Annotated in this window: 13 protein-coding genes and 2 pseudogenes; 11 read left to right on the top strand and 4 right to left on the bottom strand. The window is 68.5% G+C overall.

Annotated features, from left to right (window positions below; translation table 11 throughout):
- Positions 1-65: 65 nt before the first annotated feature.
- Complete coding sequence (locus G6N37_RS11645) at positions 66-2465, top strand: CaiB/BaiF CoA-transferase family protein (RefSeq protein ID WP_163680224.1); 2400 nt, start codon at positions 66-68, stop codon at positions 2463-2465.
- Positions 2466-2483: 18 nt separating this feature from the next.
- Positions 2484-2675 carry a ferredoxin gene (locus G6N37_RS11640; protein WP_163680220.1) on the top strand — a complete coding sequence of 64 codons (192 nt, stop codon included), beginning with the start codon at positions 2484-2486 and terminating at the stop codon, positions 2673-2675.
- On the opposite strand, the gene G6N37_RS11635 is transcribed toward G6N37_RS11640, so the two are convergent.
- Positions 2672-3907, bottom strand: coding sequence for a cytochrome P450 (locus tag G6N37_RS11635; RefSeq protein ID WP_163680215.1), 1236 nt, complete (start codon positions 3905-3907; stop codon positions 2672-2674). The genes G6N37_RS11640 and G6N37_RS11635 overlap by 4 nt on opposite strands.
- Positions 3908-4050: 143 nt before the next feature.
- On the opposite strand from G6N37_RS11635, the gene G6N37_RS11630 reads away from it, so the two are divergent.
- The 5 genes from G6N37_RS11630 to G6N37_RS11610 all read left to right on the top strand — a co-directional run bounded on the left by G6N37_RS11630 (position 4051) and on the right by G6N37_RS11610 (position 8300).
- Positions 4051-5178: an aromatic ring-hydroxylating oxygenase subunit alpha gene (locus G6N37_RS11630; RefSeq protein ID WP_163680212.1), complete on the top strand. Its 1128-nt coding sequence runs from the start codon at positions 4051-4053 to the stop codon at positions 5176-5178.
- Between the two features lie 21 nt (positions 5179-5199).
- Entirely contained in the window at positions 5200-6786 is a 1587-nt protein-coding gene (locus G6N37_RS11625; RefSeq protein WP_163680209.1) for an AMP-binding protein, read from the top strand.
- 94 nt (positions 6787-6880) lie between these two features.
- The gene (locus G6N37_RS11620; protein ID WP_163680204.1) at positions 6881-7306 is read left to right on the top strand and encodes a nuclear transport factor 2 family protein; all 426 of its coding nucleotides are present in this window, start codon (positions 6881-6883) and stop codon (positions 7304-7306) included.
- A 62-nt stretch (positions 7307-7368) separates the two neighbouring features.
- Positions 7369-7842: a MaoC family dehydratase gene (locus G6N37_RS11615; RefSeq protein ID WP_174813941.1), complete on the top strand. Its 474-nt coding sequence runs from the start codon at positions 7369-7371 to the stop codon at positions 7840-7842.
- Positions 7839-8300 carry a MaoC family dehydratase gene (locus G6N37_RS11610; protein ID WP_163680200.1) on the top strand — a complete coding sequence of 154 codons (462 nt, stop codon included), beginning with the start codon at positions 7839-7841 and terminating at the stop codon, positions 8298-8300. Before G6N37_RS11615 ends, G6N37_RS11610 begins: the two co-directional genes overlap by 4 nt.
- A gap of 75 nt (positions 8301-8375) precedes the next feature.
- Here the strand turns inward: G6N37_RS11610 and G6N37_RS11605 are convergent, their stop codons facing one another.
- Complete coding sequence (locus tag G6N37_RS11605; RefSeq protein ID WP_163680196.1) at positions 8376-9842, bottom strand: aldehyde dehydrogenase; 1467 nt, start codon at positions 9840-9842, stop codon at positions 8376-8378.
- A 93-nt stretch (positions 9843-9935) separates the two neighbouring features.
- Between G6N37_RS11605 and G6N37_RS11600 the strand changes: the two genes are divergently transcribed.
- Entirely contained in the window at positions 9936-11279 is a 1344-nt protein-coding gene (locus G6N37_RS11600; RefSeq protein WP_163680193.1) for a carotenoid 1,2-hydratase, read from the top strand.
- Here G6N37_RS11600 and G6N37_RS26535 read toward each other — a convergent pair.
- Together G6N37_RS26535 and G6N37_RS26530 are read right to left on the bottom strand one after the other, a co-directional pair.
- A pseudogene (locus G6N37_RS26535) lies at positions 11253-11990 on the bottom strand (SRPBCC family protein); the annotation flags it as partial. The gene G6N37_RS11600 and the pseudogene G6N37_RS26535 sit on opposite strands and share 27 nt — an antisense overlap.
- Before the next feature lie 108 nt (positions 11991-12098).
- Positions 12099-12530 (bottom strand): annotated as a pseudogene (locus G6N37_RS26530) (aromatic ring-hydroxylating oxygenase subunit alpha); the annotation flags it as partial.
- 40 nt (positions 12531-12570) lie between these two features.
- Between G6N37_RS26530 and G6N37_RS11590 the strand changes: the two are divergent.
- The 3 genes from G6N37_RS11590 to G6N37_RS11580 all read left to right on the top strand — a co-directional run bounded on the left by G6N37_RS11590 (position 12571) and on the right by G6N37_RS11580 (position 24045).
- Entirely contained in the window at positions 12571-13485 is a 915-nt protein-coding gene (locus tag G6N37_RS11590) for a MerR family transcriptional regulator (protein WP_163680185.1), read from the top strand.
- A gap of 60 nt (positions 13486-13545) precedes the next feature.
- Positions 13546-14268 (top strand): DUF1906 domain-containing protein, encoded by a 723-nt coding sequence (locus tag G6N37_RS11585; protein ID WP_163680181.1) that lies wholly within the window; start codon positions 13546-13548, stop codon positions 14266-14268.
- 543 nt (positions 14269-14811) lie between these two features.
- Entirely contained in the window at positions 14812-24045 is a 9234-nt protein-coding gene (locus G6N37_RS11580) for a type I polyketide synthase (RefSeq protein ID WP_163680178.1), read from the top strand.
- The last annotated feature ends 4 nt before the right edge of the window (positions 24046-24049 follow it).

Here is a 24049-nt window from a genome sequence, read left to right as displayed (position 1 = left end):
GCTTAGCTATTTTAGCAGTAATGGTATAAATAGCTTCTTCGATCGCGCGCCGATCGGGAGGGCGGGTGCAAGTGAGCGAGCGGTCCGACAGCCGTCCCACACCGCTGCATGACCTGCGTGTCGTCGAGATCAGTGACCGGATAGCCGGCAGCTACTGCGGGAAGCTGCTCGCCGATGCGGGCGCGCAGGTGTGCAAAATCGAGCCGCCGCAAGGGGATTGGTTTCGGCATTACTCCGCCACTGGATCGCCGGTGCCGCACGGGGAGAGTTCGCCGTTCTTCGCCTACCTCAACGCCGGCAAGCGCAGCATGACGTATTCCCCGGGTGCTTCGGGTTCGGCGCGCCTGCGTGAGTTGCTCGCGGGCGCGGACGTCGTCGTCATCACGGCCGGCCGGGCGCGGGCGGCGGCACTGGGCGTCGATCCGCAGCGATTGCTGGCCGCGTCCCCGCGCGCGATCATCGTCACGATCTCCGACTTCGGCTGGACCGGCCCGTACGCCGACAGGGCCGCCAGTGAATTCACCCTGCAGGCGTCGGCGGGCTCGCCCGGCTTCCGCGGCGATCCCGCGGGGCCGCCCATCTCCATCGGCGGCGACCTGGGCGAGTACATGGGCGGCGTGTACGCCGCATTCGGCGCACTGGCCGTGCGCCGCCGTGTCGAGCGCGGCGGGCCCGGCGAGCACCTCGATCTGTCCATGCTCGAGGCGCTGACCGCGATGCAGAGCAGCGAATGGCTGCACTCCCAGCTGCTGCAGGTACCGCCGATCCGCCGCACCCTCGAAGTGCCGTCGATCGAGCCCGCCAAGGACGGCTACGTCGGGATCACCATGGTCACCGGCCAGCAATGGCTCGACTTCGTCGCGATGGTCGAATGCCCGCAGCTCGGGGAGATCGAGCAGCTGCGCTTCCAGATCGGCCGGTGGGCCTACCGTGACCTGATCCGCGAACAGATCGGCCCGTGGCTGGCCGAACGGACCGTCGAGGAGATCGTCGAGCTCGGCCAACTCTTCCGGTTGCCCATCGCGGCGCTGGGCAATGGCGCGACGATCCGGGATATGGAGTACGTGACGCAGCGCGGGGCATTCATCGACAACCCCGCCGGCTTTCACCAGCCCCGCCCGCCATGGCTGATGTCGGCGTGCGCGCCCGCCCCGCCAGGGCCAACCCCCGGCCTCGGGGAGGCAAACGATGAGACCCTTTGGCCCCGAAGGGAGTCCGGGGGAGATCCGGCGCAACAAGGGTTGCCGCTGACCGGTGTGCGCATCGTCGACCTCACCGCGTTCTGGGCCGGTCCCGCGGCGACACACCTGTTGGCCGCGTTCGGCGCCGACGTCGTCAAGGTGGAATCGATCCAGCGACCCGACGGCATTCGATACTCGGGTGGCATGCGCACCGACGTCGACGATTGGTGGGAGTACGGGTGGGTGTTCCACGCCATGAACACCAACAAGCGTTCCGTCACATTGGATTTGGGCTCCGACGACGGGCGTCGCCTGTTCACCGAGCTGGCCGCCGGCGCCGACGTGGTGATCGAAAACTTCTCGCCGCGGGTGATGGACCAGTTCGGCCTGACCGCCGAGGTGTTGCTGAACGTCAACCCCGGGCTCGTGGTCGCCCGCATGCCCGCGTTCGGGCTGGACGGGCCATGGCGGGATCGGGTGGGATTCGCCCCCACGATGGAGCAGATCGCCGGCCTGGCGTGGGTGACCGGGCTGCCCGACGCTCCACCGGTGGCCCCGCGGGGGGCCTGTGATCCGCTGGCCGGCGTGCACGCCGCCTTCGCGGTGCTGGCGGCGCTGAACTTCGCCGAAAGGACCGGGTCGGGTCAGCTCGTCGAGCTGCCGATGCTCGAAACGGTGCTGAACGCCACCGCGATACAGGCGATCGAATCCGAGGTGTTCGGGACGACCCTGACCCGGCGGGGCAACCGGGGTCACGGTGACTCGATCCAGAACATCTACCGGTGTGCCGGCGAGGACGACTGGATCGCGGTCACCATTGGCGCCGACCGGCAGTGGCGTGCCCTGGTCGAGCTGATGGATCGACCGGCGTGGTGTGACGAGGAACTGTCCACCGTCGCGGCGCGGCGGCAGCGCGCCGACGATGTGGATCGCCGGCTCGCGGATTGGTTCGCCCGTCAGCCCCTCGACCCGACAGTGGAACGACTGGCCGCCGCCGGAATCCCCGCCGCGCCGGTGGTGTCGCCGTCATTGGTCACCGAGAACCCCCAACTACGGCACCGCGGGTTCTTGGAGGCGCTGCACCACCCCAGCACCGGCATGGGCCTCTATCCGTGCCCACCGTTCGCCCGGCTTGCCGGCCAACACGAGTGGCTGCTGCGGCCACCGCCGCGGTTGGGCGAGCACAATGAAGACATACTGCGCGACCGGTGCGGGCTGACCGACGAAGAGCTGACGCACCTCGCAACCAGTGGGGTGATCGGGACCCGACCCAAGGGCCTCTAGAGAAGTGGAGGGCATCTGATGCGCGTGACAGTTGACGAGAACCTGTGCGAGGCCAACGGCTTCTGCGAATCGCTGGCGCCAGAGGTTTTCGAACTGGGGGACGAGGACGTGGTGCAGATCGCGGAGGGCCCCGTGCCGCCGCGGCTGGAGATCGACGTGCGCGCCGCAGTGGACCAGTGCCCCAAGGCGGCGCTGCGGCTCACCGATTAGCGCCCGGTCAGCGATATCGGCATCGCGTCGTAGATCGACATGTTGGTGGTCAAGTTCGGGTAAGTCACCTTGGCCGGGCCGACTCCGATGTCGTCGCAGCGCAACAACAGTTCGTCGAACACCGCGCGGAGCTCCGCACGGGCCAGCATGGCGCCCAGGCAGTGATGCGGCCCGCCGCCCCCGAAGGCCACCTGCGGGTTGGGCTGACGGCCGATGTCGAACGTGAACGGCGATTCGAACACCTCCTCGTCGCGGTTCGCCGACCGCAGCATCGACACCACCCGCTCGCCCCTCGCGATGTGCTGGCCATCGATCTCCACGTCGACCTTCGCGGTGCGCGTCCAGTAGGCGACTGGCGAGGCCCAGCGCAACACCTCCTCGATTGCGGTGGGCCGCAGTGCTTCCTGGTCGCGATAGCGCTCGATCTGATCCGGGTTCTCGACGAACGCCTGCAGCCCGATGGCCAGCGCGTTCTTGGTGGTGTCGCTGCCGGCGAAGGCCAGCACGAAGAAGAAGAACTCGAGTTCGTTGGCGGGCAGGCTGAATTGCTCACCGTCTTCGCCGGTGATCACCGCGGTCGCCAGCGTGCTCCAGATGTCATCGGCGGGCTTGCGCCGCTTCTCTGCGGTCAGCTCCATCGCGTACCCGAACACCGATGCAAAGAGGTCGAGCTCGACCTGTCCGCTCGGGCCCGCATCGGGCGCAAGCGCCTTCAGGATGCGGTCGAAGATGTCGAATATCCGCGGCCGGTCCTCGTCCGGGATGCCGATGATGTCGCCGATCACCGTCATCGGCAGGGCGTCGGCAACGTCCTCGATCCAGTCCCCGCCGCCCTTGGCGAGCAGCGCATCGATCATCCGTGCCGCACGCGCCCGGATGCCGTCCTCCAGCTTGGCGATCGCCCGCGGATTGAACGCGCCTGCGATGAGTTTGCGGCGCTTGTTCAGGTCCGGCGGGTCCAGCGTGATGATGGTCGGGGACGCCGAGAACATGGCGACCGGTTGGATGAGCGGCCCGTCGGCCGCGGTGAACGACTCGGTATCGCGGTGCAGGCGGACCGCGTGCCGGTGTTTGGTCGCCACCCAGAAATCACGGCGCACGGTCTGGGCCACGCCCGGGGTCAGGTCGTGGCGGAAGATCGGCCGGCCGCGGCGTAACTCAACGAACAGTTCGTCTGGAAAGCCGTTGCGCCACAAGGTGAAGTCTGAAAGGTCCACCGCCTCAGCCGTCATGCGATATCCCGCTCTACTAGGACGCGTTAGCGCCGCGTTGACGTTCTATGCTTAAAATAGTAAAAATAGACCTTGTCGTCGAACCTTTGGTGAGTGCAGGGCGGCCCGGGCTCGGCTCGCCTTGGGCGGGATATGGAGAGCTCGTGACGCATACAATTTCGGACCCGACCGCGGATTCGGCCGGGGATCCCTCGGAACGCGAGTTCGGTCAGACCGGCATCGCACTGTCGACCTACCGATTCCCAACGGGCTGGTTCATCGTTGCCTTCGGCTCCGACCTGCCCACGGGTCAGGTCAAGCGTGCTCATTACTTCGGTGAGGAACTCGTCATCTTCCGCACCGAGTCCGGCCAGGTGCACGTAATGGACGCCTACTGCCAGCACCTCGGCGCCAACCTCGGCGTCGGCGGCACCGTGGAAGGCGAGAACATCGTCTGCCCCTGGCACGGCTGGCGCTGGCGGGGTGACGGCAGCAATGCGCTGATTCCCTACAGCAAGATCGGGTGCAAGAACAACGTCCGCATCCGCACCTACCCCACCATGGAGTGGTACGGCTTCGTCCTCGCCTGGCACGAGCGGCACGGCCGGGCGCCGTACTGGCGGCCTCCGGTGCTGCCCGAGCTGGAAACCAACGAGTACTACCCGCTGCATCCGCACACCCAGATGGTCAACCGTGTCAAGGTGCACCCCCAGATGATCATCGAGAACGCCGCCGACCCGTACCACGTGCAATACGTACACAAGGCCGCCAATCCCGCCACCACAGCGTCGTTCGAGGTGTCCGGCTATCACCTGCACGCCACCGTCAACGCCCATTTCGGCGGCGGCCGCGCCTCGACCTGGCTCACGCCCAACGGGCCGGTCGACGCCAAGATCATCTACGACAACTACTCGCTGGGGCTGGGGGTCGTCCGCTTCCCCAGCGAACTGGTGGCCACGGTTCAGGTCACCGGGCAGACGCCGGTCGACGAGGACTACACCGATTACTTCTACAGGCAGGCGTCCGTCCGCGAGCCGGGCGACACCGGCGACGTGCCGACCGGTCGAGCGGCCAAATTCCTGGCTCTGCAACAAGAAGTCATCAAACAGGACTTCTTCACGTGGGAGAACATGAAGTACTTGGAGAAGCCCAACCTGGCCCCCGAAGAGGCGCACGATTACGCCGCCCTTCGCCGCTGGGCGCACCGCTTCTATCCCGGGACGGAGCCCTCGTCGTCCGACTTCGGCTACACCGCCGACGGTCAGCCCGACCCGGCTGCCGCGAAAGCCTGAGCGTAAGCCGCTGGAAGCCTGATGCGCCCCGACCGGAGCGGACCTCCCGGGCCCGCCGACTTCGGCGTCGACAGTTTCACCGTGGCGGCGGTGCTCGATCGGCGCGCCCAACAGCATCCCGACCGGGTGATGATGTCGATAGCCGGCGTCGACGTGACCTTCGAACAGATGCGGCGGCGGTCCTGCGCCGCGGCGAACATGTTGTCGGAGTTGGGCGTCGGCCGCGGCGATGGCGTGGCCTTGTTCACCGGAACCTGCCCCGACTGGGTCTACTTCTGGCTGGGCGCGGCGCGCCTGGGCGCGGTGAGCGCGGCGGTCAATGCCGCCAACAAGGGGGACTTCCTGCTGCACGCCCTGCGGCTGTCGCGGGCCAAGGTGGTCCTGACCGATGCCGAGCGCCGTTCCCGGGTCGCCGAGGTCGCCGAAGCGTTGGACATCGTGCCCAGCGTGGTGTTGCAGGGTGATTCACTCGATTCGGCGTCGAGCCCAGGCACCGGCCCGCCCGTGGCCGATACCGCCGCCGGGGCGGGGGAGGTGGGCTGTCTCTTCTACACGTCGGGCACCACCGGGCCATCGAAAGCGGTTGCCACGACCTGGCATTACCTGTTCACGGTGGCCGCGACGGTCGCGTCGGCATGGGAATTGGGCGCAGGGGAGGTGCTGTGGACGGCGATGCCGCTGTTCCACCTCAGCGCGGCCCCCAGCGTGCTGGCCCCGATGCTGCTCGGCGCGACGACCGTGCTGGCGCCGGCTTTTCACCCGGACGAGGTGTGGGACGACATCCGCGCCCGCGGCGCCGTCGGCTTCGCCGGCGCCGGCGCGATGGTGTCGATGCTGCAGAACCTGCCCGCGGACCCGCGTGATGCGCAGCTGCCGTTGCGGTTCATCTCTGCGGCGCCGATCGACGCCGGCGCCTATCGCGCCATCGAAAAGCGTTACGGTTGCCGCATTGTCACGATGTACGGAATGACCGAGGCGTTCCCGATCGCCGTCAAGGCCCTGGCCGACGACGGGGTGCCCGGGACATCCGGCCGGCCGAATCCGAATTTCGACGTGCGGATCGTCGACGAAGGTGGCGAGCCGCTGCCCGTCGGCGCGGTCGGCGAGATCGCCTGCCGGCCCCGGTACCCGCATGTGATGAGCGAAGGGTACGTCGACTCCGAGTTGCACGTGATTCCCCACCAGGAATGGTTTCGCACGGGCGATCTCGGCCGGCTCGACAGCGCGGGGAATCTGACCTACGTCGACCGGACGAAAGATTCGTTACGCCGGCGCGGCGAAAACGTCTCCTCGGTCGAATTGGAAACCGTCGTCATGCGCCATCCCGCGGTGGCCGAAGCGGCCGCGGTAGGGGTGCCCAGCCCGCTGGGCGAAGACGACATCCTGGTGGTCGTGACGTTGCGGCCCGGAGCCACAATGGATTACACCGACCTGCTCGATTTCTGCGCCGCCCGGATGCCGTACTTCTGTGTGCCGCGGTTCGTGGAGACCGTCAGCGAACTTCCGAAGAATGCCGTCGGGCGGATACGCAAAGATTTATTGCGCGCGCGGGGGGTGACCCGGGAGGCTTGGGATCGTGAAGCTCAGGGATATACCGTTCGCCGGTAAGTTACGTTAGTGTTACGTAATAGTCGGAAAGTTACTTTACCGTACATGCGTCCGCTCGTTGGCAGTCATTTTCCGGGAGAGGCTGGAGACCAAAATGACCATGTCCTATCAGGAACAGCAGATGCTGCAGGCCGCCACGGGTCGCGCCGCCATCCTCAACCTGAACGCCCGGCACAACCGGGCCTACTCCGACGGCGATCGAGAGCGCTGGATTGCCACATTCCGCCATGCCGGCGCCACCTACCACCGCGACGGTGACACGTTCGACGATCTACGCGCGGCCTTCGACGGCGGCGACGGGCAACGGCTCGTGACGGTCGACCACGAGATCCGCGTCGACGGGGTCAACGCGACACAGCGTTGCGTGGCCGTGCTTTTCGCCGCCATGTACGGCGACACCACGCTGCGGGCCACCGGAACATTCCGGGACACGCTGATCTACGAGCGTGGCGGCTGGTACTTCACTTCCCGCGCGCTGCAATGGGATTCGGTGCCCAGCCGGCACCCGCTCGTTATGTGAGCGGCGTGGACCCGGACCTCAGTTACCAACTGGCCTTCGGCACCTACGAAGACGCGCTGCGGATGGTCGGCGCGACGACCGAGCCGCGTACCGCGGCCACGCCCGTCAGTGCGGCGCGCATCCAGTTGTTTGCGGCCATGGTCCACGACGGCAATCGCTCCTACTGGGACGCCGAGTTCGCCCGCCGGACCTGGGGCGGTCTGCTGGCGCCCCCCGCCCTGCTGATGGGGTGGCTGATACCCCCGCCGTGGGAGCCACAGGGCGGGCCACCCGCGGCGTCGCTGGTCCTGCGAGTGCCGCTGCCGGGCACCACATTCATCAACGCGGCCAATGACGTTGAGTTCCTGGCACCCATCGTCGAAGGCGACGTCCTCACCGTCGTCGAGGAACTGGTGTCGGTGTCACCGGAGAAGCGGACGCGGCTGGGCGTCGGTCACTTCGTCGAGACGCTGGAGACCTATCGCCGCCAGGACGCCACGGTCGTCGCGACGTGCCGCAACACCTTGTTCCGCTTCACACCCGGGGCGTCCCCGTGACCGGTGACGGCCTGGACTTCGACGAGATCACCGTTCCGGTCGACCTGCCCGAGGTGGTCGACCACATCAGCTATCAGCGAGTGGTCGAGAATGCCGGCGCGACGTGGGACTACTTCCCGGGCCATTTCGACCCCGAATACGCGCGACGCCAAGGCAATCCGACCATTTACGTCAACACCATGCACCTCGCCGGCTTCGCCGACCGCGTCGCGACCGACTGGGCGGGCCCGAGCAGCCGCGTGGTGCGGCGCTCCTTAAGGTTGACGGGCTCGGTGTATGCCGGCGACACCATGATCGGCCGGGGGCGCGTGCTCGCCAAGCGCCGGGACACGTCGGTGGACCCGCCGCGCTGCCTCGTCGACATCGAGATCCAAGTGACCAATCAGCACGGCGCGCTGTGCTGCCCCGTCGAACTCACCCTGCAGGTGCCCGAAAACGGGCATGGCGACGATGGCTGAGTGATTGACGAAAGCGACACGCAGGCAAAGCTTCTCGCGCGACTCGGCCACAACCCGTCATGGCGGCCCGACCTCTCATAACGGCGGCAGCTGCCCCTTGCACACCAGCGTCTGAAGCTCAACGTATTCATGAAGCCCTTCCGGGCCGAACTCGCGCCCGATGCCCGACTGCTTGAAGCCACCGAACGGGGCGCCGATGTCGAGCGTGTACATGTTGATGCCGTACGTGCCGGTGCGTACCCCCGCCGCGATCTCCAAGCCGCGTGCGATGTCGGAGGTCCACACCGAGCCGGCAAGACCGTAGTCGCTCTCGTTGGCGATTCGGATCGCGTCGTCCTCGTCGCGGTAGCGCAGCACGGTCAAGACCGGGCCGAAGATCTCCTCCCGGGCGATGCGCATGTCGTTGGTGGCGTCGGCGAACAGCGTCGGCCGCACATACCAGCCGCGGTTCGACGGGCTGTCCTGACCGCCGAGGACGACGCGCGCGCCCTCGGCCTGGCCCGACTTGATGTAGTCCTGGACGCGGCGTTGTTGGCGTTGCGCGACAAGGGGTCCGATGTCGGTGGCGTCGTCGGCCGGATCGCCGACGTTGAGGGCCGACATCATGTCGGCCAGCGCGTCGACGACCTCGTCGTGCCGCCGATCGCTGACCAGGATGCGGGTCTGCGCGACGCAGGCCTGACCGTTGTTCATCAGGCCGGCGGTCTTCAGGCCGGCCACGGTCTTGCCGATGTCGGCGTCGTCGAGGATGATCGCCGCGGACTTGCCGCCCAGTTCCAGGCTCACCCGCTTGAGCTGTTCGCCGCACAGGGCGGCGATCCGGCGCCCGACGGCGCTGGACCCGGTGAACGCGACCTTGTCCACACCGGGATGACGGACCAGGGCCTCGCCGACGTCGGTTCCCCCCGGAAGCACCGACACCACGCCCTCGGGCAGGCCGATTTGCTCGATCATTTCCGCCAACCACAAAGCGTCCAAAGGGGTTTCGGGTGCGGGTTTGACGATCACCGTGCAACCCGCGATCAGGGCCGGGATCAGCTTGGGCATGATCAGGAACTGCGGCACGTTCCACGGCACGATCGCGGCTACGACCCCGACCGGGGCCCTGCGCAGGTGCACCTCGCCGAGCACACCCTGGCGGCGCTCGGTCCACGGAAAGTCGCGGGCGACGGCCAGCGCCAGGTGCATCAAGCCCGCTGCGGCCGCCCCTTGGCCCATGCGGCTGAAGCTGCGCGGCGACCCCATCTCGTCGGTGATCAGGTCGGCCATCTCGTCGACGTGGCCGCCGTAGATCGCGGCGAGCTGCTCGACCTTGGCCATGCGCTCGGCGTGGGTCATCCGCGGCCACGGGCCGTGATCGAAAGCCTGTCGCGCGGCGGCGACGGCCGCTTCGACGTCCTCCGGCCCGGCCACCTGGACGTGCCCGACCGGTTCTTCCGAGTGCGGGGAGATGACGGCGAGCTGTTGGGGGTTGGCGGGCTTGCGCCACTGGCCCCCGATGAAGAGTTCGTCGTAGGACCGGTGGCCGGCGTTTTCTGTCATCGGGCACTTCCTCGAAGGTCGGGCGCAGCTGCGACAGTGACCGCGATTTCGCTATTGACGCTAACATAGCGAAAAAAGGCAGCGAGGCCTGATATGACCAGCGATTGGCGCAGTTACCCCTTCCAGTTGGTGCCCGGCGACAGCCAGCTGGATTTTCCCGCCGCCGAGGGCGAGCACCCGGATCAGGAATCGGACACCTGGTTCATCGCCGGGCAGCTCGATGCCGCGGAGTCCGACCGGTCATTCGCCTTCCTGACCATCTTCAACAAGAACCGCCCCGGCGGCACCGTGGTCGCGGACTTCTACACGATGGCGCTGTTCGATCTCGACACCGGTGACTACGGCACCTATACGGACTACGACATGCCGCCGGCCAACATGGAGCCCGGAGCGCAGCGCAAGCTGGCTTTGGCGTCGGGCTATCTGGACATCCATTACTCCAGCGGGGCCGGCACCGCGTCCTGGACCGCGTGCCGCGACGCCGACGGAGGGTTGCTGCCCTACACCTACCGCGTCAGCCTGGTCGGCGAGGACCAGTCGGCGCGGCCGATGCGCCTCGACCTGGCCGTGACACCCACGCGTGCACCGACACCGGTGGGTGCCTCGACCTACAACGGGAAGATCTGCTGCTTCGGCCAGACCGAGACCTATTCGTATTTCCAGACCGGCATGGCGATGACGGGCACCCTGCGCTGGGGCGACGAGGTGCACCAGGTCTCCGGCAGCGGCGGGCACATCGACCGGCAGTGGTTCCCCAAATACGCCGGCGGCGGAGGGACCGCGGGAGACCCGCGGGCCCGGTCCCACGAATGGCGCACCATCAGCTTCGACAATGGCGTCGACATGAGCATCTGGCGGCAGTTCGACCGCACCAATGGCAATGTGCTGCAGCCGTTTACCGGCGTGACGACGAGTCATCCCGATCCGGCCGTGCCGCCGGAATGCGCCGAGGACGTCGAGGTCACGGTCAGCAGCTACGTGCGATGGCCGGACGAGGTGCAGCCGTTGGTGCGGCCGCACGCCGCGGCCCGCTATATGCCGGACCGCCACCGGATCACCTGCCGCACCATGGCACTCGACATCATCGGGGAGCCGCTGGTGCCGGCCCCCGCGCATGGCCTGCCCATCGAATACATGGAGGGCCCGTACCGCTACCAAGGGACACTGTGGGGCAAACCCGTGACGGGCTTCGCCTTCAACGAGCGCTCCCTGGCCCTGTACCGGGACTGGGAGTTGGTCGAGGTGCTCGCCACCACCGTCGCGAACATGGAGCCGGCCGATCGGGACTTGGAGAAGGTCGCGGGTCTGCTGGTGCAGCTGCTGGCCCACGGTCGCCGACAGGAAGCGGTTGGGCTGTTGACCACGGTGCGCCCCGCCCAAAGCGACGCGCTGGCAACATTGTTGGACGACCTAATGGCGGTGCTGTCGGCCGATTGACGGCCAGTCCCGGGCAAGCGCCTGCGCCCAGGCGTTGTGGCGGTGCTGCAGTCCGGGTTCGTTGCGACCGAACAGCAGGTGGTCGCGGGCGCCCGACTCGAGATTGGTCTGGAGGCCTTCCACCAGCCGGTAGTCCTCGTCGCGCACCGTGGCGTGGGCGTACTCGAAGACGGCTTGCGCGCCGGCGGCCACCGATTCGTCGGACAGGTCCAGCGGCGTCGAATTCTGGTGCACCGTGCTCGATCTGCCCGGTCGATCGCCGGGGTAGATCCGGAACAGCTCGCCGTTGGCGATGGTCACCGACAACACGATGTTGGGGAACAGCGCGTAGATCACGACCATGTTCTGGAACGGATCCCACTGCTCTTCGGGGACCTCGTCGAGCCCCAGGATCGTGTTGAGCGGGAAGATCAACCGGTGGTGCGGACCGAACGCGTCGAAGACCGTGCAGTTGCTGCGGGCGATGGTGGCGAACGTCTGCTGATGCACGGTGGCGAAATGGTAGTTCTCCGAAAAGGTGTCGACCGCGAGCTTCCAATTGATCGGGCAGTCGAGCACCTTCTCGCCCAGCGGCGACCAGCGCCCGATGCCCCACGAATCGAGCTCGTCGGCCAGGGGGCCGAGGTGTGCGGCGACGTCCAGCGGAGTACCGGGATCCATTGCGATCCAGAGGAATCCGGCGAATTCGGCGGCCGGAAGCTCGGTCAGGCCGTCGGCCTTGATCGCCGCGCTGCTTTGGCGGCGACCCGCTGCGCCCGGCTTCGCCGCGCTTGCGATCGCCGCGCTGCTTTGGCGGCGACCCGCTGCGCCCGGCTTCGCCGCGCTTGCGATCGCCGCGCTGGGAAAACCCTCACGGCCCGGCACGCCCACCAATCGCCCGGTGTTGTCGTAGGTCCACGCGTGGTATGGGCAGGTGAACCGCTTTGCGCTGCCGCATCCCGTCGCCACCTGCGACTGGCGGTGCAGGCAAACATTGTTGAACGCCTTGACCGATCCGTCGGCCGTTCTGGTCAGCAGGATTGACCGGCCCATCACCGTCTTGGTGCAGTACGCACCGGGGCCGGGCAACTCCGAGGCGTAGCCGACCAACTGTGGGCTGGCCATCACCATGGCCCGATCCTGGTCGTGGCGCTCCGCCGACGTGTAGGCCTGCGCATCGACCCGGCGCTCGGCCGGGGCGAGATCGGTGGTCTTGTCGCGCGCCAGCTTCAGGGCGCGGCGGGTGAGGTCGATCAGCTGGTCGCGTTCCATCTGATCAGTACAGACCTTGCCACAGTTGTAAGGTCAAGGAGTGGCTGAGCAGTTGCTGATCGGCGACGTCACGGCCCTGACCGGGATCGCCCCGGGTCGCATTCGCCACTACGAGAAGATCGGGCTGCTGCGCGCCGAGCACCTGTCCAACGGCTATCGGGTCTTCGACGCGGAGCAGGTGCTCGACCTGTTGCGCATCGATCTGATGAGAAGTCTCGGCGTCAGCATCAATGACATCCAGCGGTTGATCGCGGGTGGACGCACCACGCTGGCGGGTGTCCTCGACGAACACCGGACGTTGTTGATGCGTCAGCGCGACCGGCTGGACCAGTTGATCGGGGCCATCGACCGGTCCCGCGCCGAATCCCGCGCCGCCGCCGACTGCCCTGACTCCGACGTCAACGAGGACATCCTGCGGAGGCTGGCCACGACGCACCGCGACAGCATCGGCGTCATCGGACGGCTCAGCGCGCCGTTGTCCGCTCCCGTCGCCACCATGTACGCCGACCTCTTCCGGGAGTGGGACTTGCCGGTTCCGGTGCTGTTCGGGCAGATGGTTCTGCCGACGGCGGCCAGCACGTTGCTGGCGCAGCTGGCCGAGACGCCCGGACGTCACGTGCTGTTCGACCGGTTGCGCGACCTCGCCGGCACCGTGGTCGGGTTGGGTGACGATCGGGCGGCGGCGACGGAACTGGCGCGCGGATGGATCGACCAGCAGCTGGCCGATCCCCTGCCCGACGACGTGGTCGGCGTGCTTCGGGCGGTACAGCCGTCTCTGGAGCGCGACCCCGTGATGGTGCAGGGGTTCCGGGCCTGGGCGGGATCGATCAACCCGGCGGCAGCGCACTTCCTCGACGAGATCGCCCGTCAGACCGCTCGCCGCGGCCTCGAGACCGTGAGCGTCATCGTGCTGCCCGCGGCGGCGCGGTCCCAAACCCACGGTGCGGCACTGTGATGCAGATGTGACCAGTGTGGTCAATGTGTCAGATGGGGTTGCTGTCGTACGCTGTCGCTTGTGTCATCGGTTTCGCGACGCGACCTGCTGAGGTTGGCGGCCGCGGCACCCGCCCTGGTGGGCCTGGGCGTCGCGGGGACGTCGCTGCGCCCGGCACCCGCGTCGGCGTCGCTCGGCACGCTGTTGGACTACGCGGCCGGGGTCATTCCGGCCAGCCAGATCAGGGCCGCAGGCGCGGTCGGCTCGATCAGGTATGTGTCGGACCGGCGCCCCGGCGGCAACTGGATGCTCGGCAAGCCCATTCAGGTCGCCGAGGCGCGCGACCTCAACAGCAACGGACTGAAGATCGTCTCCTGTTACCAGTACGGCAAGGGCAACACCGCCGACTGGCTCGGCGGAGCCAACGCCGGACTCCAGCATGCGCAGCGCGGGATGCAACTGCACGCCGCCGCGGGCGGGCCGGCCAGCGCCCCGATCTACGCCTCGATCGACGACGACCCGTCCTATGACCAGTACAAACAGCAGATCGTGCCCTATCTGCGGTCCTGGGAGTCCGTGATCGGTCATCAGCGCACAGGTGTGTACGCCAATTCGAAGACCATCGACTGGGCGCTGCACGACGGTTTGGGCTCGTACTTCTGGCAGCACAACTGGGGCTCGCCCAAGGGGTTGACGCACCCGGCCGCCCATCTGCACCAGGTCGAGATCGACAAACGCAGCGTCGGCGGGGTCGGTGTGGACATCAATGAAATCCTCAAGCCGCAATTCGGGCAGTGGGCCTAGCCGCCCGGCTCATCCGCCGCGCGCCGGCCGGCCGCTCCCCTTAGAGATCCCAGCAAACACTCGTTCGCTCATTTCGCGGCGCGGCGGGCGCGAGCGCCGCCCGGACCGCGCGACGGAAGCGGGCTCGACGCGGTTTCACGGCTCGAAATTTTTACATAACGATTACATAACAAAACTGCTTTGATCAGCGCAGTTATAGCTACTCGACCGTAACCACCTGCATGCAGCAGGTTTGTTCGCCGCGCCCGCGCCGCCGATTAAACCCGGTGTTACCCACGACACGGTTACCCGTGCGTAGAACTCATCAGTAACCGATCACCACGAAAAACGGGGGTCGATCCTTATGACACTCTTAGTACAGCCGATGCAGTCCGCCGCGCCGCTCCACCCCCACGGGCGGTCCGCCGACAACACACCGGTCAGACGGATCTTCGGTCGCGATTCGATGCGGAATCGACGGACTCTGTGAGTTCCTGTCCCCTTCGGACCGGCTGAACGCACTGATACGTAAGACGTACATGACGCATACAGGGAGATACAGACGTGACGATCCACGAGCACGATCGGGTGTCCGCTGACCGCGATGGAAATGGGCCGCACCCGGCAGCCGGGGAGACCCACGCTCTGGTCGACCGCCTGACGGCCGGCGAGCCGTACGCCGTGGCGTTCGGCGGCCAGGGCAGCGCCTGGCTGGAAACCCTCGAGGAACTGGTCTCGTCCGCCGGGATCGAATCGGACCTGGCGACGCTGGTCGGTGAGGTCGAGCTGCTCCTCGAACCGGTGGCCAAGGAACTGGTGGTGGTGCGCCCGATCGGTTTCGAGCCGCTCGCTTGGGTGCGCGCGCTGGCGGCCGAGGATCCGGTCCCGTCGGACAAGCACCTGACGTCGGCGGCCGTATCGATCCCCGGCGTGCTGCTGACCCAGATCGCGGCCGTGCGCGCGCTGGCGCGTCAAGGCATGGACCTGCAAGCCACCCCGCCGGTGGCAGTCGCCGGGCATTCGCAAGGGGTGCTCGCCGTCGAGGCGCTCAAGGCCGCGGGTGCCCGCGACGCCGAGCTGCTGGCGATGGCCCAGCTGATCGGGGCGGCCGGCACGCTGGTGGCCCGGCGGCGCGGGATCTCCGTGCTCGGCGACCGCCCGCCGATGGTGTCGGTGACCAACGCCGACCCCGAGCGCATCAGCCGGCTGCTCGACGAGTTCGCGCAGGATGTCCGCACCGTGCTGCCCCCGGTGCTGTCCATCCGCAACGGCCGGCGTTCGGTCGTCATCACCGGGACGCCCGAACAGCTGTCCCGGTTCGAGCTCTACTGCCGGCAGATCTCGGAGAAGGAAGAGGCCGACCGCAAGAACAAGCTGCGCGGCGGCGACGTCTTCTCGCCCGTCTTCGATCCGGTGCAGGTGGAGGTCGGCTTCCACACGCCGCGGCTGGCCGACGGCATCGACATCGTCGGCGGTTGGGCCGAGAAGGTCGGCCTGGACGTCGCGCTGGCCCGCGAGCTGACCGAAGCCATCCTGGTGCGCAGCGTCGACTGGGTCGAGGAGATCAGCCGCGTCCACGAAGCCGGTGCGCGCTGGATTCTGGACCTGGGTCCCGGCGACATCCTGACCCGGCTGACCGCGCCGGTCATCCGCGGCCTGGGCGTCGGCATCGTGCCCGCCGCGACCCGCGGCGGGCAGCGCAACCTCTTCACCGTCGGGGCCGTCCCCGAGGTGGCGCGCGCATGGTCGACCTATGCCCCGACCGTCGTCCGCCTGCCCGACGGCAGGGTGAAGCTCTCGACGAAGTTCACCCGGTTGACGGGCCGCTCGCCGATCCTGCTCGCGGGCATGACCCCGACCACCGTCGACGCCAAGATCGTCGCGGCGGCGGCCAACGCCGGGCACTGGGCCGAGCTGGCCGGCGGCGGGCAGGTCACCGAGGAAATCTTCGCCGGCCGCATCGAGGAGCTCGCCACGCTGCTCGAGCCGGGCCGCACCTATCAGTTCAACGCGCTGTTCCTCGACCCGTACCTGTGGAAGCTGCAGGTCGGCGGAAAGCGCTTGGTGCAGAAGGCGCGTCAGTCCGGTGCGGCGATCGACGGCCTGGTGATCAGCGCCGGCATCCCCGACCTCGAGGACGCCGTCGACCTGATCGACGAGCTGAACGACGTCGGCATCAGCCACGTCGTATTCAAGCCCGGCACGGTCGAGCAGATCCGCTCGGTCATCCGCATCGCGACCGAGGTGCCCACCAAGCCGGTGATCGTGCACATCGAGGGCGGGCGCGCCGGCGGCCACCACTCGTGGGAAGACCTCGACGACCTGTTGCTGGCAACGTATTCGGAGTTGCGGTCGCGCTCCAACATCACCGTCTGCGTGGGCGGTGGCATCGGCACGCCCGAGCGGGCGGCCGAGTATCTGTCCGGGCGTTGGGCGCAGGCGTACGGCTTCCCGCTGATGCCGATCGACGGCATTCTGGTCGGCACCGCGGCGATGGCGACCAAGGAGGCCACCACGTCGCCGTCGGTCAAGCGGATGCTCGTCGAGACCCAAGGCACCGACCGGTGGGTCGGCGCCGGAAAAGCCGTGGGCGGCATGGCTTCCAGCCGCAGCCAGCTGGGCGCCGACATCCACGAGATCGACAACAGCGCGTCGCGATGCGGCCGGCTGCTCGACGAGGTCGCCGGTGACGCGGAGGCCGTCGCCGCGCGTCGCGACGAGATCATCGCGGCGATGGCGAACACCGCCAAGCCCTACTTCGGCGACGTCGCCGACATGACCTACCTGCAGTGGTTGCAACGCTACGTCGAGCTGACCATCGGCGACGGCAACTCCACGGCCGACACCGCCGCCCCGGGCAGCCCGTGGCTGGCCGACACCTGGCGCGACCGGTTCCAGCAGATGCTGCACCGCGCCGAAGCGCGTTTGCACGCAAACGATTCCGGCCCGATCGACACGCTGTTCGCCGACGCCGCGCTACTGGAAAGCCCCCAGCAGGCCATCGCCACGCTGGTCGCCGACTACCCTGACGCCGAAACCGTGCAGCTGCACCCGGCCGACGTCCCGTTCTTCGTCAGCCTCTGCAAGACGCTGGGCAAGCCGGTCAACTTCGTGCCGGTCATCGACAAGGACGTGCGGCGCTGGTGGCGAAGCGACTCGCTGTGGCAGGCCCACGACGCCCGCTACGACGCCGACCAGGTGTGCATCATCCCGGGTACCGCGGCGGTGGCCGGCATCACCCGGATGGACGAACCCGTCGGTGAACTGCTGGACCGCTTCGAGCAGGCCGCCATCGACGAGGTGCTGTCTTGCAACGGACAGCCGCGGGCCGTCGCGTCGCGCCGGATGGGCCGCCCCGACGTGACCGGACCGCTGGCCGTCGTGCTCGACGCTCCCGACGTGCAGTGGGCCGGTCGCACCGCGACCAACCCCGTCCACCGGATCGCCGACCCCGGCGACTGGCTCGTGCACGACGGCCCCGAAAGCCGCCGCGCCACCCACTCGTCCACCGGGGCGCGGCTTCAGGTCGACGGCGACCGGGTGGTGCTGAGCGTCCCGCTGTCGGGAACCTGGATCGACATCCCATTCACCCTGCCCGCCAACACCATTGATGGCGGAACTCCGGTGGTGCCGACCGAGGACGCCGCCACCGCCATGCGCGCGGTGCTGGCGATCGCCGCCGGTGTCGACGGGCCCGAGTTCCTGCCCGCGGTCGTCGAAGGGACGGCCAGCGTGACGGTGGACTGGGATCCCGAGCGGGTCGCCGACCACACCGGAGTCACGGCCACCTTCTCCGAGCCGCTGGCACCGGGTCTGAGCACCGTGCCCGACGCGCTGGTGGGCCTTTGCTGGCCCGCCGTCTTCGCGGCGATCGGTTCGGCGTTCACCGACACCGGCGTCCCGGTCGTCGAGGGCCTGCTCAGCCTCGTGCACCTCGACCACGCCGCCCACGTCGTCGGCGCGGTGCCCGCAGTCCCAGCCGAATTGGCAATCGCCGCAACGGCGTCGCCGGCGATCGACACGGACATGGGCCGTGTCGTCCGGGTTGCGGTAACCATCGCCGGCCCCGACGGGGCGACGATCGCCAGCCTCGATGAGCGGTTCGCGATCCTTGGACGCACGGGCCCCGCCGAGCTCACCGAGCCGGTGCGGGCCGGCGGCGCGGTGTCTCAGAACGCGACCGACACCCCGCGTCGCCGCCGCCGCGACGTCCGGTTGACGGCGCCCGTCGACATGCGGCCGTTCGCCGTGGTGTCCGGTGACCACAACCCGATCCACACCGACCGGGCCGCCGCCCTGCTCGCCGGCCTGGAATCGCCCATCGTGCATGGCATGTGGTTGTCGGCGGCCGCGCAGCACGCGGTCACCGCCACCGACGGCCAGGCTCGGCCCCCCGCCCGGCTGGTCGGCTGGACCGCTCGGTTCCTGGGCATGGTGCGTCCCGGCGACGAGGTCGACTTCCGCGTCGAGCGCGTCGGAATCGACCAGGGTGCAGAGGTTTTGGACGTGTCCGCCCGCATCGGGTCCGACCTGGTGATGTCGGCGACGGCCCGCCTGGCCGCCCCGCATACCGTGTATGCCTTCCCCGGTCAGGGGATTCAGCACAAGGGCATGGGCATGGACGTCCGCGCCCGCTCCAAGGCCGCTCGCAAGGTGTGGGACAAGGCGGACAAGTTCACCCGCGACACGCTGGGCTTCTCGGTGCTGCACGTGGTGCGCGACAACCCGACCAGCATCATCGCCAGCGGCGTGCACTACAACCACCCCGAGGGCGTGCTGTACCTGACGCAGTTCACCCAGGTCGCGATGGCCACCGTGGCGGCGGCGCAGGTCGCCGAGATGCGCGAGCAGGGCGCGTTCGTCGAGGGTGCGATCGCCTGCGGCCACTCCGTCGGGGAGTACACCGCGCTGGCCTGCGTCACCGGCATCTACGAGCTGGAAGCGTTGCTGGAGACGGTGTTCCACCGCGGCTCGAAGATGCACGACATCGTGCCGCGCGACGAGCTGGGCCGCTCCAACTACCGGCTGGCGGCGATCCGGCCGTCGCAGATCGACCTGCCGGACGACGAGGTACCCGGGTTCGTGGCCGGCATCGCCGAGCGCACAGGTGAATTCCTGGAGATCGTGAACTTCAACCTGCGCGGTTCGCAGTATGCGATCGCCGGCACGGTCCGTGGTCTCGAGGAGCTGGAGGCCGAGGTGGAGCGGCGACGCGAGCTCACCGGCGGCAAGCGCTCTTTCATCCTTGTGCCGGGTATCGACGTGCCGTTCCACTCGCGGGTGCTGCGCGTCGGGGTGGCCGAATTCCGCCGCTCGCTGGAACGCGTGATGCCGCGCGACAAGGATCCCGACGTCATCATCGGCCGCTACATTCCGAACCTGGTGCCGCGTCCGTTCACCCTGGACCGCGACTTCATCCAGGAGATCCGGGATTTGGTGCCCGCCGAGCCGCTCGACGAGATCCTCGCCGACTACGACACCTGGCTCAACGAGCGCCGCAACGAGATGGCGCGCATCGTCTTGATCGAGCTGCTGGCATGGCAGTTCGCCAGCCCGGTGCGCTGGATCGAAACCCAGGACCTGCTGTTCACCGAACAGGCCGCGGGTGGGCTGGGCGTGGAGCGGTTCGTCGAGATCGGCGTGAAGTCGGCGCCGACCGTCGCCGGATTGGCCACCAACACCCTCAAGCTCCCCGAATATGCCCACAGCACAGTCGAAGTGCTCAACGCCGAGCGCGACGCCGCTGTGCTGTTCGCCACCGACACCGACCCGGAGCCGGAGCCGGAGGCGGACGAGCCGGCCGCCGAGGTGGCCGAGGGGGCCGCCCCGGTGGAGGCGGCGCCCACGCCGGCGCCGGCCGCCGTGTCCTCCGGCCCGCGCCCCGATGACATCGGGTTCGACGCCGCCGACGCCACCTTGGCGTTGATCGCGCTGTCGGCCAAGATGCGCATCGACCAGATCGAGGAGTTGGACTCCATCGAGTCCATCACCGACGGCGCCTCCTCGCGGCGCAACCAGTTGCTGGTGGACCTGGGTTCGGAATTGAACCTCGGCGCCATCGACGGTGCCGCCGAGGCCGACCTGGCCGGGCTGCGGTCACAGGTGACCAAGCTCGCGCGCACGTACAAGCCCTTCGGCCCAGTGCTTTCCGACGCGATCAACGACCAGTTGCGCACGGTGTTGGGGCCCTCGGGCAAGCGGCCCGCCGCCATCGCCGAGCGGGTCAAGAAGACGTGGGAGCTCGGCGACGGGTGGGCCAAGCACGTGACGGTCGAAGTGGCGCTGGGAACCCGCGAGGGCACCAGCGTGCGCGGCGGCGCCATGGGCCACCTGCACGAGGGCGCGCTGGCCGACGCGGCCTCGGTCGACAAGGTCGTCGACGCCGCGGTGACCTCGGTCGCCGCGCGTCGCGGCATCGCGGTGGCGTTGCCGTCGTCCGGCGGTGGCGGCGGCGCGACCGTCGACGCGGCCGCGTTGAGCGAGTTCACCGACCAGATCACCGGTCGCGACGGCGTGCTCGCCTCGGCGGCCCGGCTGATCCTCAACCAGTTGGGCCACGACGATCCCGTCAGCGCCATGCCGACGGCCACGGATGCCGAGCTCATCGACCTGGTCACCGCCGAACTCGGCGCGGACTGGCCGCGTCTGGTCGCGCCGACCTTCGACGCCAAGAAGGCCGTCGTGTTCGACGACCGGTGGGCCAGTGCGCGGGAGGACCTGGTCAAGCTCTGGCTGACCGACGAGGGTGACATCGACGCCCAGTGGCAGAGCCTGTCCGAAAGGTTCGAGGGCGCGGGCCACGTCGTGGCCACCCAGGCCACCTGGTGGCAGGGCAAGTCGCTGGCCGCCGGTCGCCAGATTCACGCGTCGCTGTACGGCCGCATCGCCGCCGGCGCCGAGAACCCCGATCCCGGCCCCTACAGCAACGAAGTTGCCGTGGTGACGGGCGCGTCGAAGGGTTCGATCGCCGCGTCGGTGGTCGCGCGACTGCTCGACGGCGGAGCGACCGTCGTCGCCACCACATCGAAGCTCGACGACGAGCGGCTGGCGTTCTACCGCGGGCTGTATCGTGACTACGCCCGGTACGGCGCCGCGCTATGGGTCGTCGCCGCCAACATGGCGTCCTACTCCGACATCGACGCCCTGGTCGAATGGATCGGTACCGAGCAGACCGAAAGCCTTGGGCCGCAATCCATTCACATCAAGGACGCGCAGACTCCCACACTGCTGTTCCCGTTCGCGGCGCCACGTGTCGCCGGCGACCTGTCGGAGGCCGGTTCGCGCTCCGAGATGGAGATGAAGGTTCTGCTGTGGGCGGTGCAGCGGTTGATCGGCGGGCTGTCCAAGATCGGCGCCGAGCGCGACATCGCGTCGCGGCTGCACGTCGTGTTGCCCGGCTCGCCCAACCGCGGAATGTTCGGCGGTGACGGCGCATACGGCGAAGCCAAGTCGGCGCTGGACGCGTTGGTGACCCGTTGGCACGCCGAATCCTCCTGGGCCTCCCGGGTCAGCCTCGCGCATGCGCTGATCGGCTGGACCCGCGGCACCGGGCTGATGGGCCACAACGACGCCATCGTCGACGCCGTCGAGGAGGCCGGTGTAACCACCTACTCCACCGACGAGATGGCCGCCATGCTGCTGGGCCTGTGCGACGTCGAGTCCAAGGTCGCGGCGGCCGGCGCGCCGATCAAGGCGGACCTGACCGGCGGCCTCGCCGAGGCCGACCTCGACATGGCCGAATTGGCCGCCAAGGCCCGCGAGCACGCCACGTCGGGCGAGCAGGCAACGGAAGACGTTGCGGCCGAAGGCACCATCGCCGCGCTGCCGTCCCCGCCGCGCGGCTTCACCCCGGCACCCCCGCCGGAATGGGCCGACCTCGACGTCGACCCGGCCGACCTGGTGGTGATCGTCGGTGGCGCCGAGATCGGTCCGTATGGTTCGTCGCGCACCCGGTTCGAGATGGAGGTCGACAACGAACTGTCGGCGGCCGGCGTCCTCGAGCTGGCCTGGACCACGGGACTGATCCGCTGGGAGGACGACCCGCAACCCGGTTGGTACGACACGCAATCCGGCGATCTGGTCGACGAGGCCGAGCTTGTCGAGCGCTACCACGACGCCGTGGTGGAGCGGGTGGGCATTCGCGAGTTCGTCGACGACGGCGCGATCGACCCCGATCACGCGTCGCCGTTGCTGGTGTCGGTGTTCCTGGACAAGGACTTCACCTTCGTCGTCTCGTCGGAAGCCGACGCCCGCGGGTTCGTCGAGTTCGATCCGGAGCACACGGTCATTCGCCCGGTCCCCGACTCGAGCGACTGGCAGGTCACGCGCAAGGCGGGCACCGAGATCCGGGTGCCGCGCAAGACCAAGCTGTCGCGAACCGTCGGCGCGCAGATCCCCACCGGGTTCGATCCGACCGTGTACGGCATCAGCCAGGACATGGCCAGCTCCACCGACCGGGTGGCGCTGTGGAACATCGTCGCGACCGTCGACGCGTTCCTGTCCTCGGGATTCGCCCCGACCGAGTTGATGCGGTGGGTGCACCCCGGCCTGGTGGCCAGCACGCAGGGCACCGGCATGGGCGGGATGACGTCGATGCAGACCATGTATCACGGCAACCTGCTCGGCCGGAACAAACCGAACGACATCCTGCAGGAAGTGCTGCCGAATGTTGTTGCCGCGCATGTCATTCAGAGCTACGTGGGCAGTTACGGCGCGATGATCCACCCGGTCGGCGCGTGCGCGACCGCGGCGGTATCGGTCGAGGAGGGGGTCGACAAGATCCGCCTCGGCAAGGCCGAACTGGTGGTGGCCGGCGGCTTCGACGACCTGACGCTGGAAGCGATCATCGGCTTCGGTGACATGGCGGCCACCGCCGACACGTCCATGATGCGCGGCCGGGGCATTCACGACTCGAAGTTCTCCCGGCCCAACGACCGGCGCCGGCTCGGGTTCGTCGAGGCGCAGGGGGGCGGCACCATCCTGCTCGCCCGCGGCGACCTGGCGCTCAAGATGGGCCTGCCGGTGCTGGCGGTGGTGGCCTACGCGCAATCGTTCGCCGACGGCGTGCACACGTCGATCCCGGCGCCGGGTCTGGGCGCGCTGGGCGCGGGCCGCGGCGGCAGGGACTCGGCGTTGGCGCGGTCGCTGGCCAAGCTCGGCGTCGGCGCCGACGACATCGCCGTGATCTCCAAGCACGACACGTCCACGCTGGCCAACGATCCCAACGAGACTGAGCTGCACGAGCGGCTGGCCGACTCGTTGGGTCGCTCCGAGGGCGCCCCGCTGTTCGTGGTGTCGCAGAAGAGCCTCACCGGGCACGCCAAGGGCGGCGCGGCGGTCTTCCAGATGATGGGCTTGTGCCAGATGCTGCGCGACGGGGTGATCCCGCCCAACCGCAGCCTCGACTGCGTCGACGACGAACTGGCCGGGTCGGCCCACTTCGTCTGGGTGCGTGAGACGCTGCGGCTCGGTGAGAAGTTCCCGCTGAAGGCCGGCATGGTGACCAGCCTCGGGTTCGGGCATGTGTCCGGGCTGGTGGCGCTGGTGCACCCGCAGGCCTTCATCGCCGCGCTGAACCCCGAGCAGCGGGCGGACTACCAGCGGCGCGCGGAGGCGCGGCTGCTGGCCGGTCAGCGCCGGCTGGCGTCGGCGATCGCCGGCGGTGCGCCCATGTTCGAGCGGCCGGCGGACCGCCGTTTCGACCATGACGTACCGGAGAAGCGCCAGGAGGCGGCAATGCTGCTGAACCCGGCGTCCCGGCTGGGTGAGGGCGATGCCTACGAGGTCTCGGCCGGATGACGTC

This window comes from Mycobacterium seoulense (assembly GCF_010731595.1).
In the GTDB taxonomy this organism is placed as follows: domain Bacteria; phylum Actinomycetota; class Actinomycetes; order Mycobacteriales; family Mycobacteriaceae; genus Mycobacterium; species Mycobacterium seoulense.
Note: the sequence above shows the minus strand (reverse complement) of the source record. Positions and strands in the feature narration are given on the sequence as shown.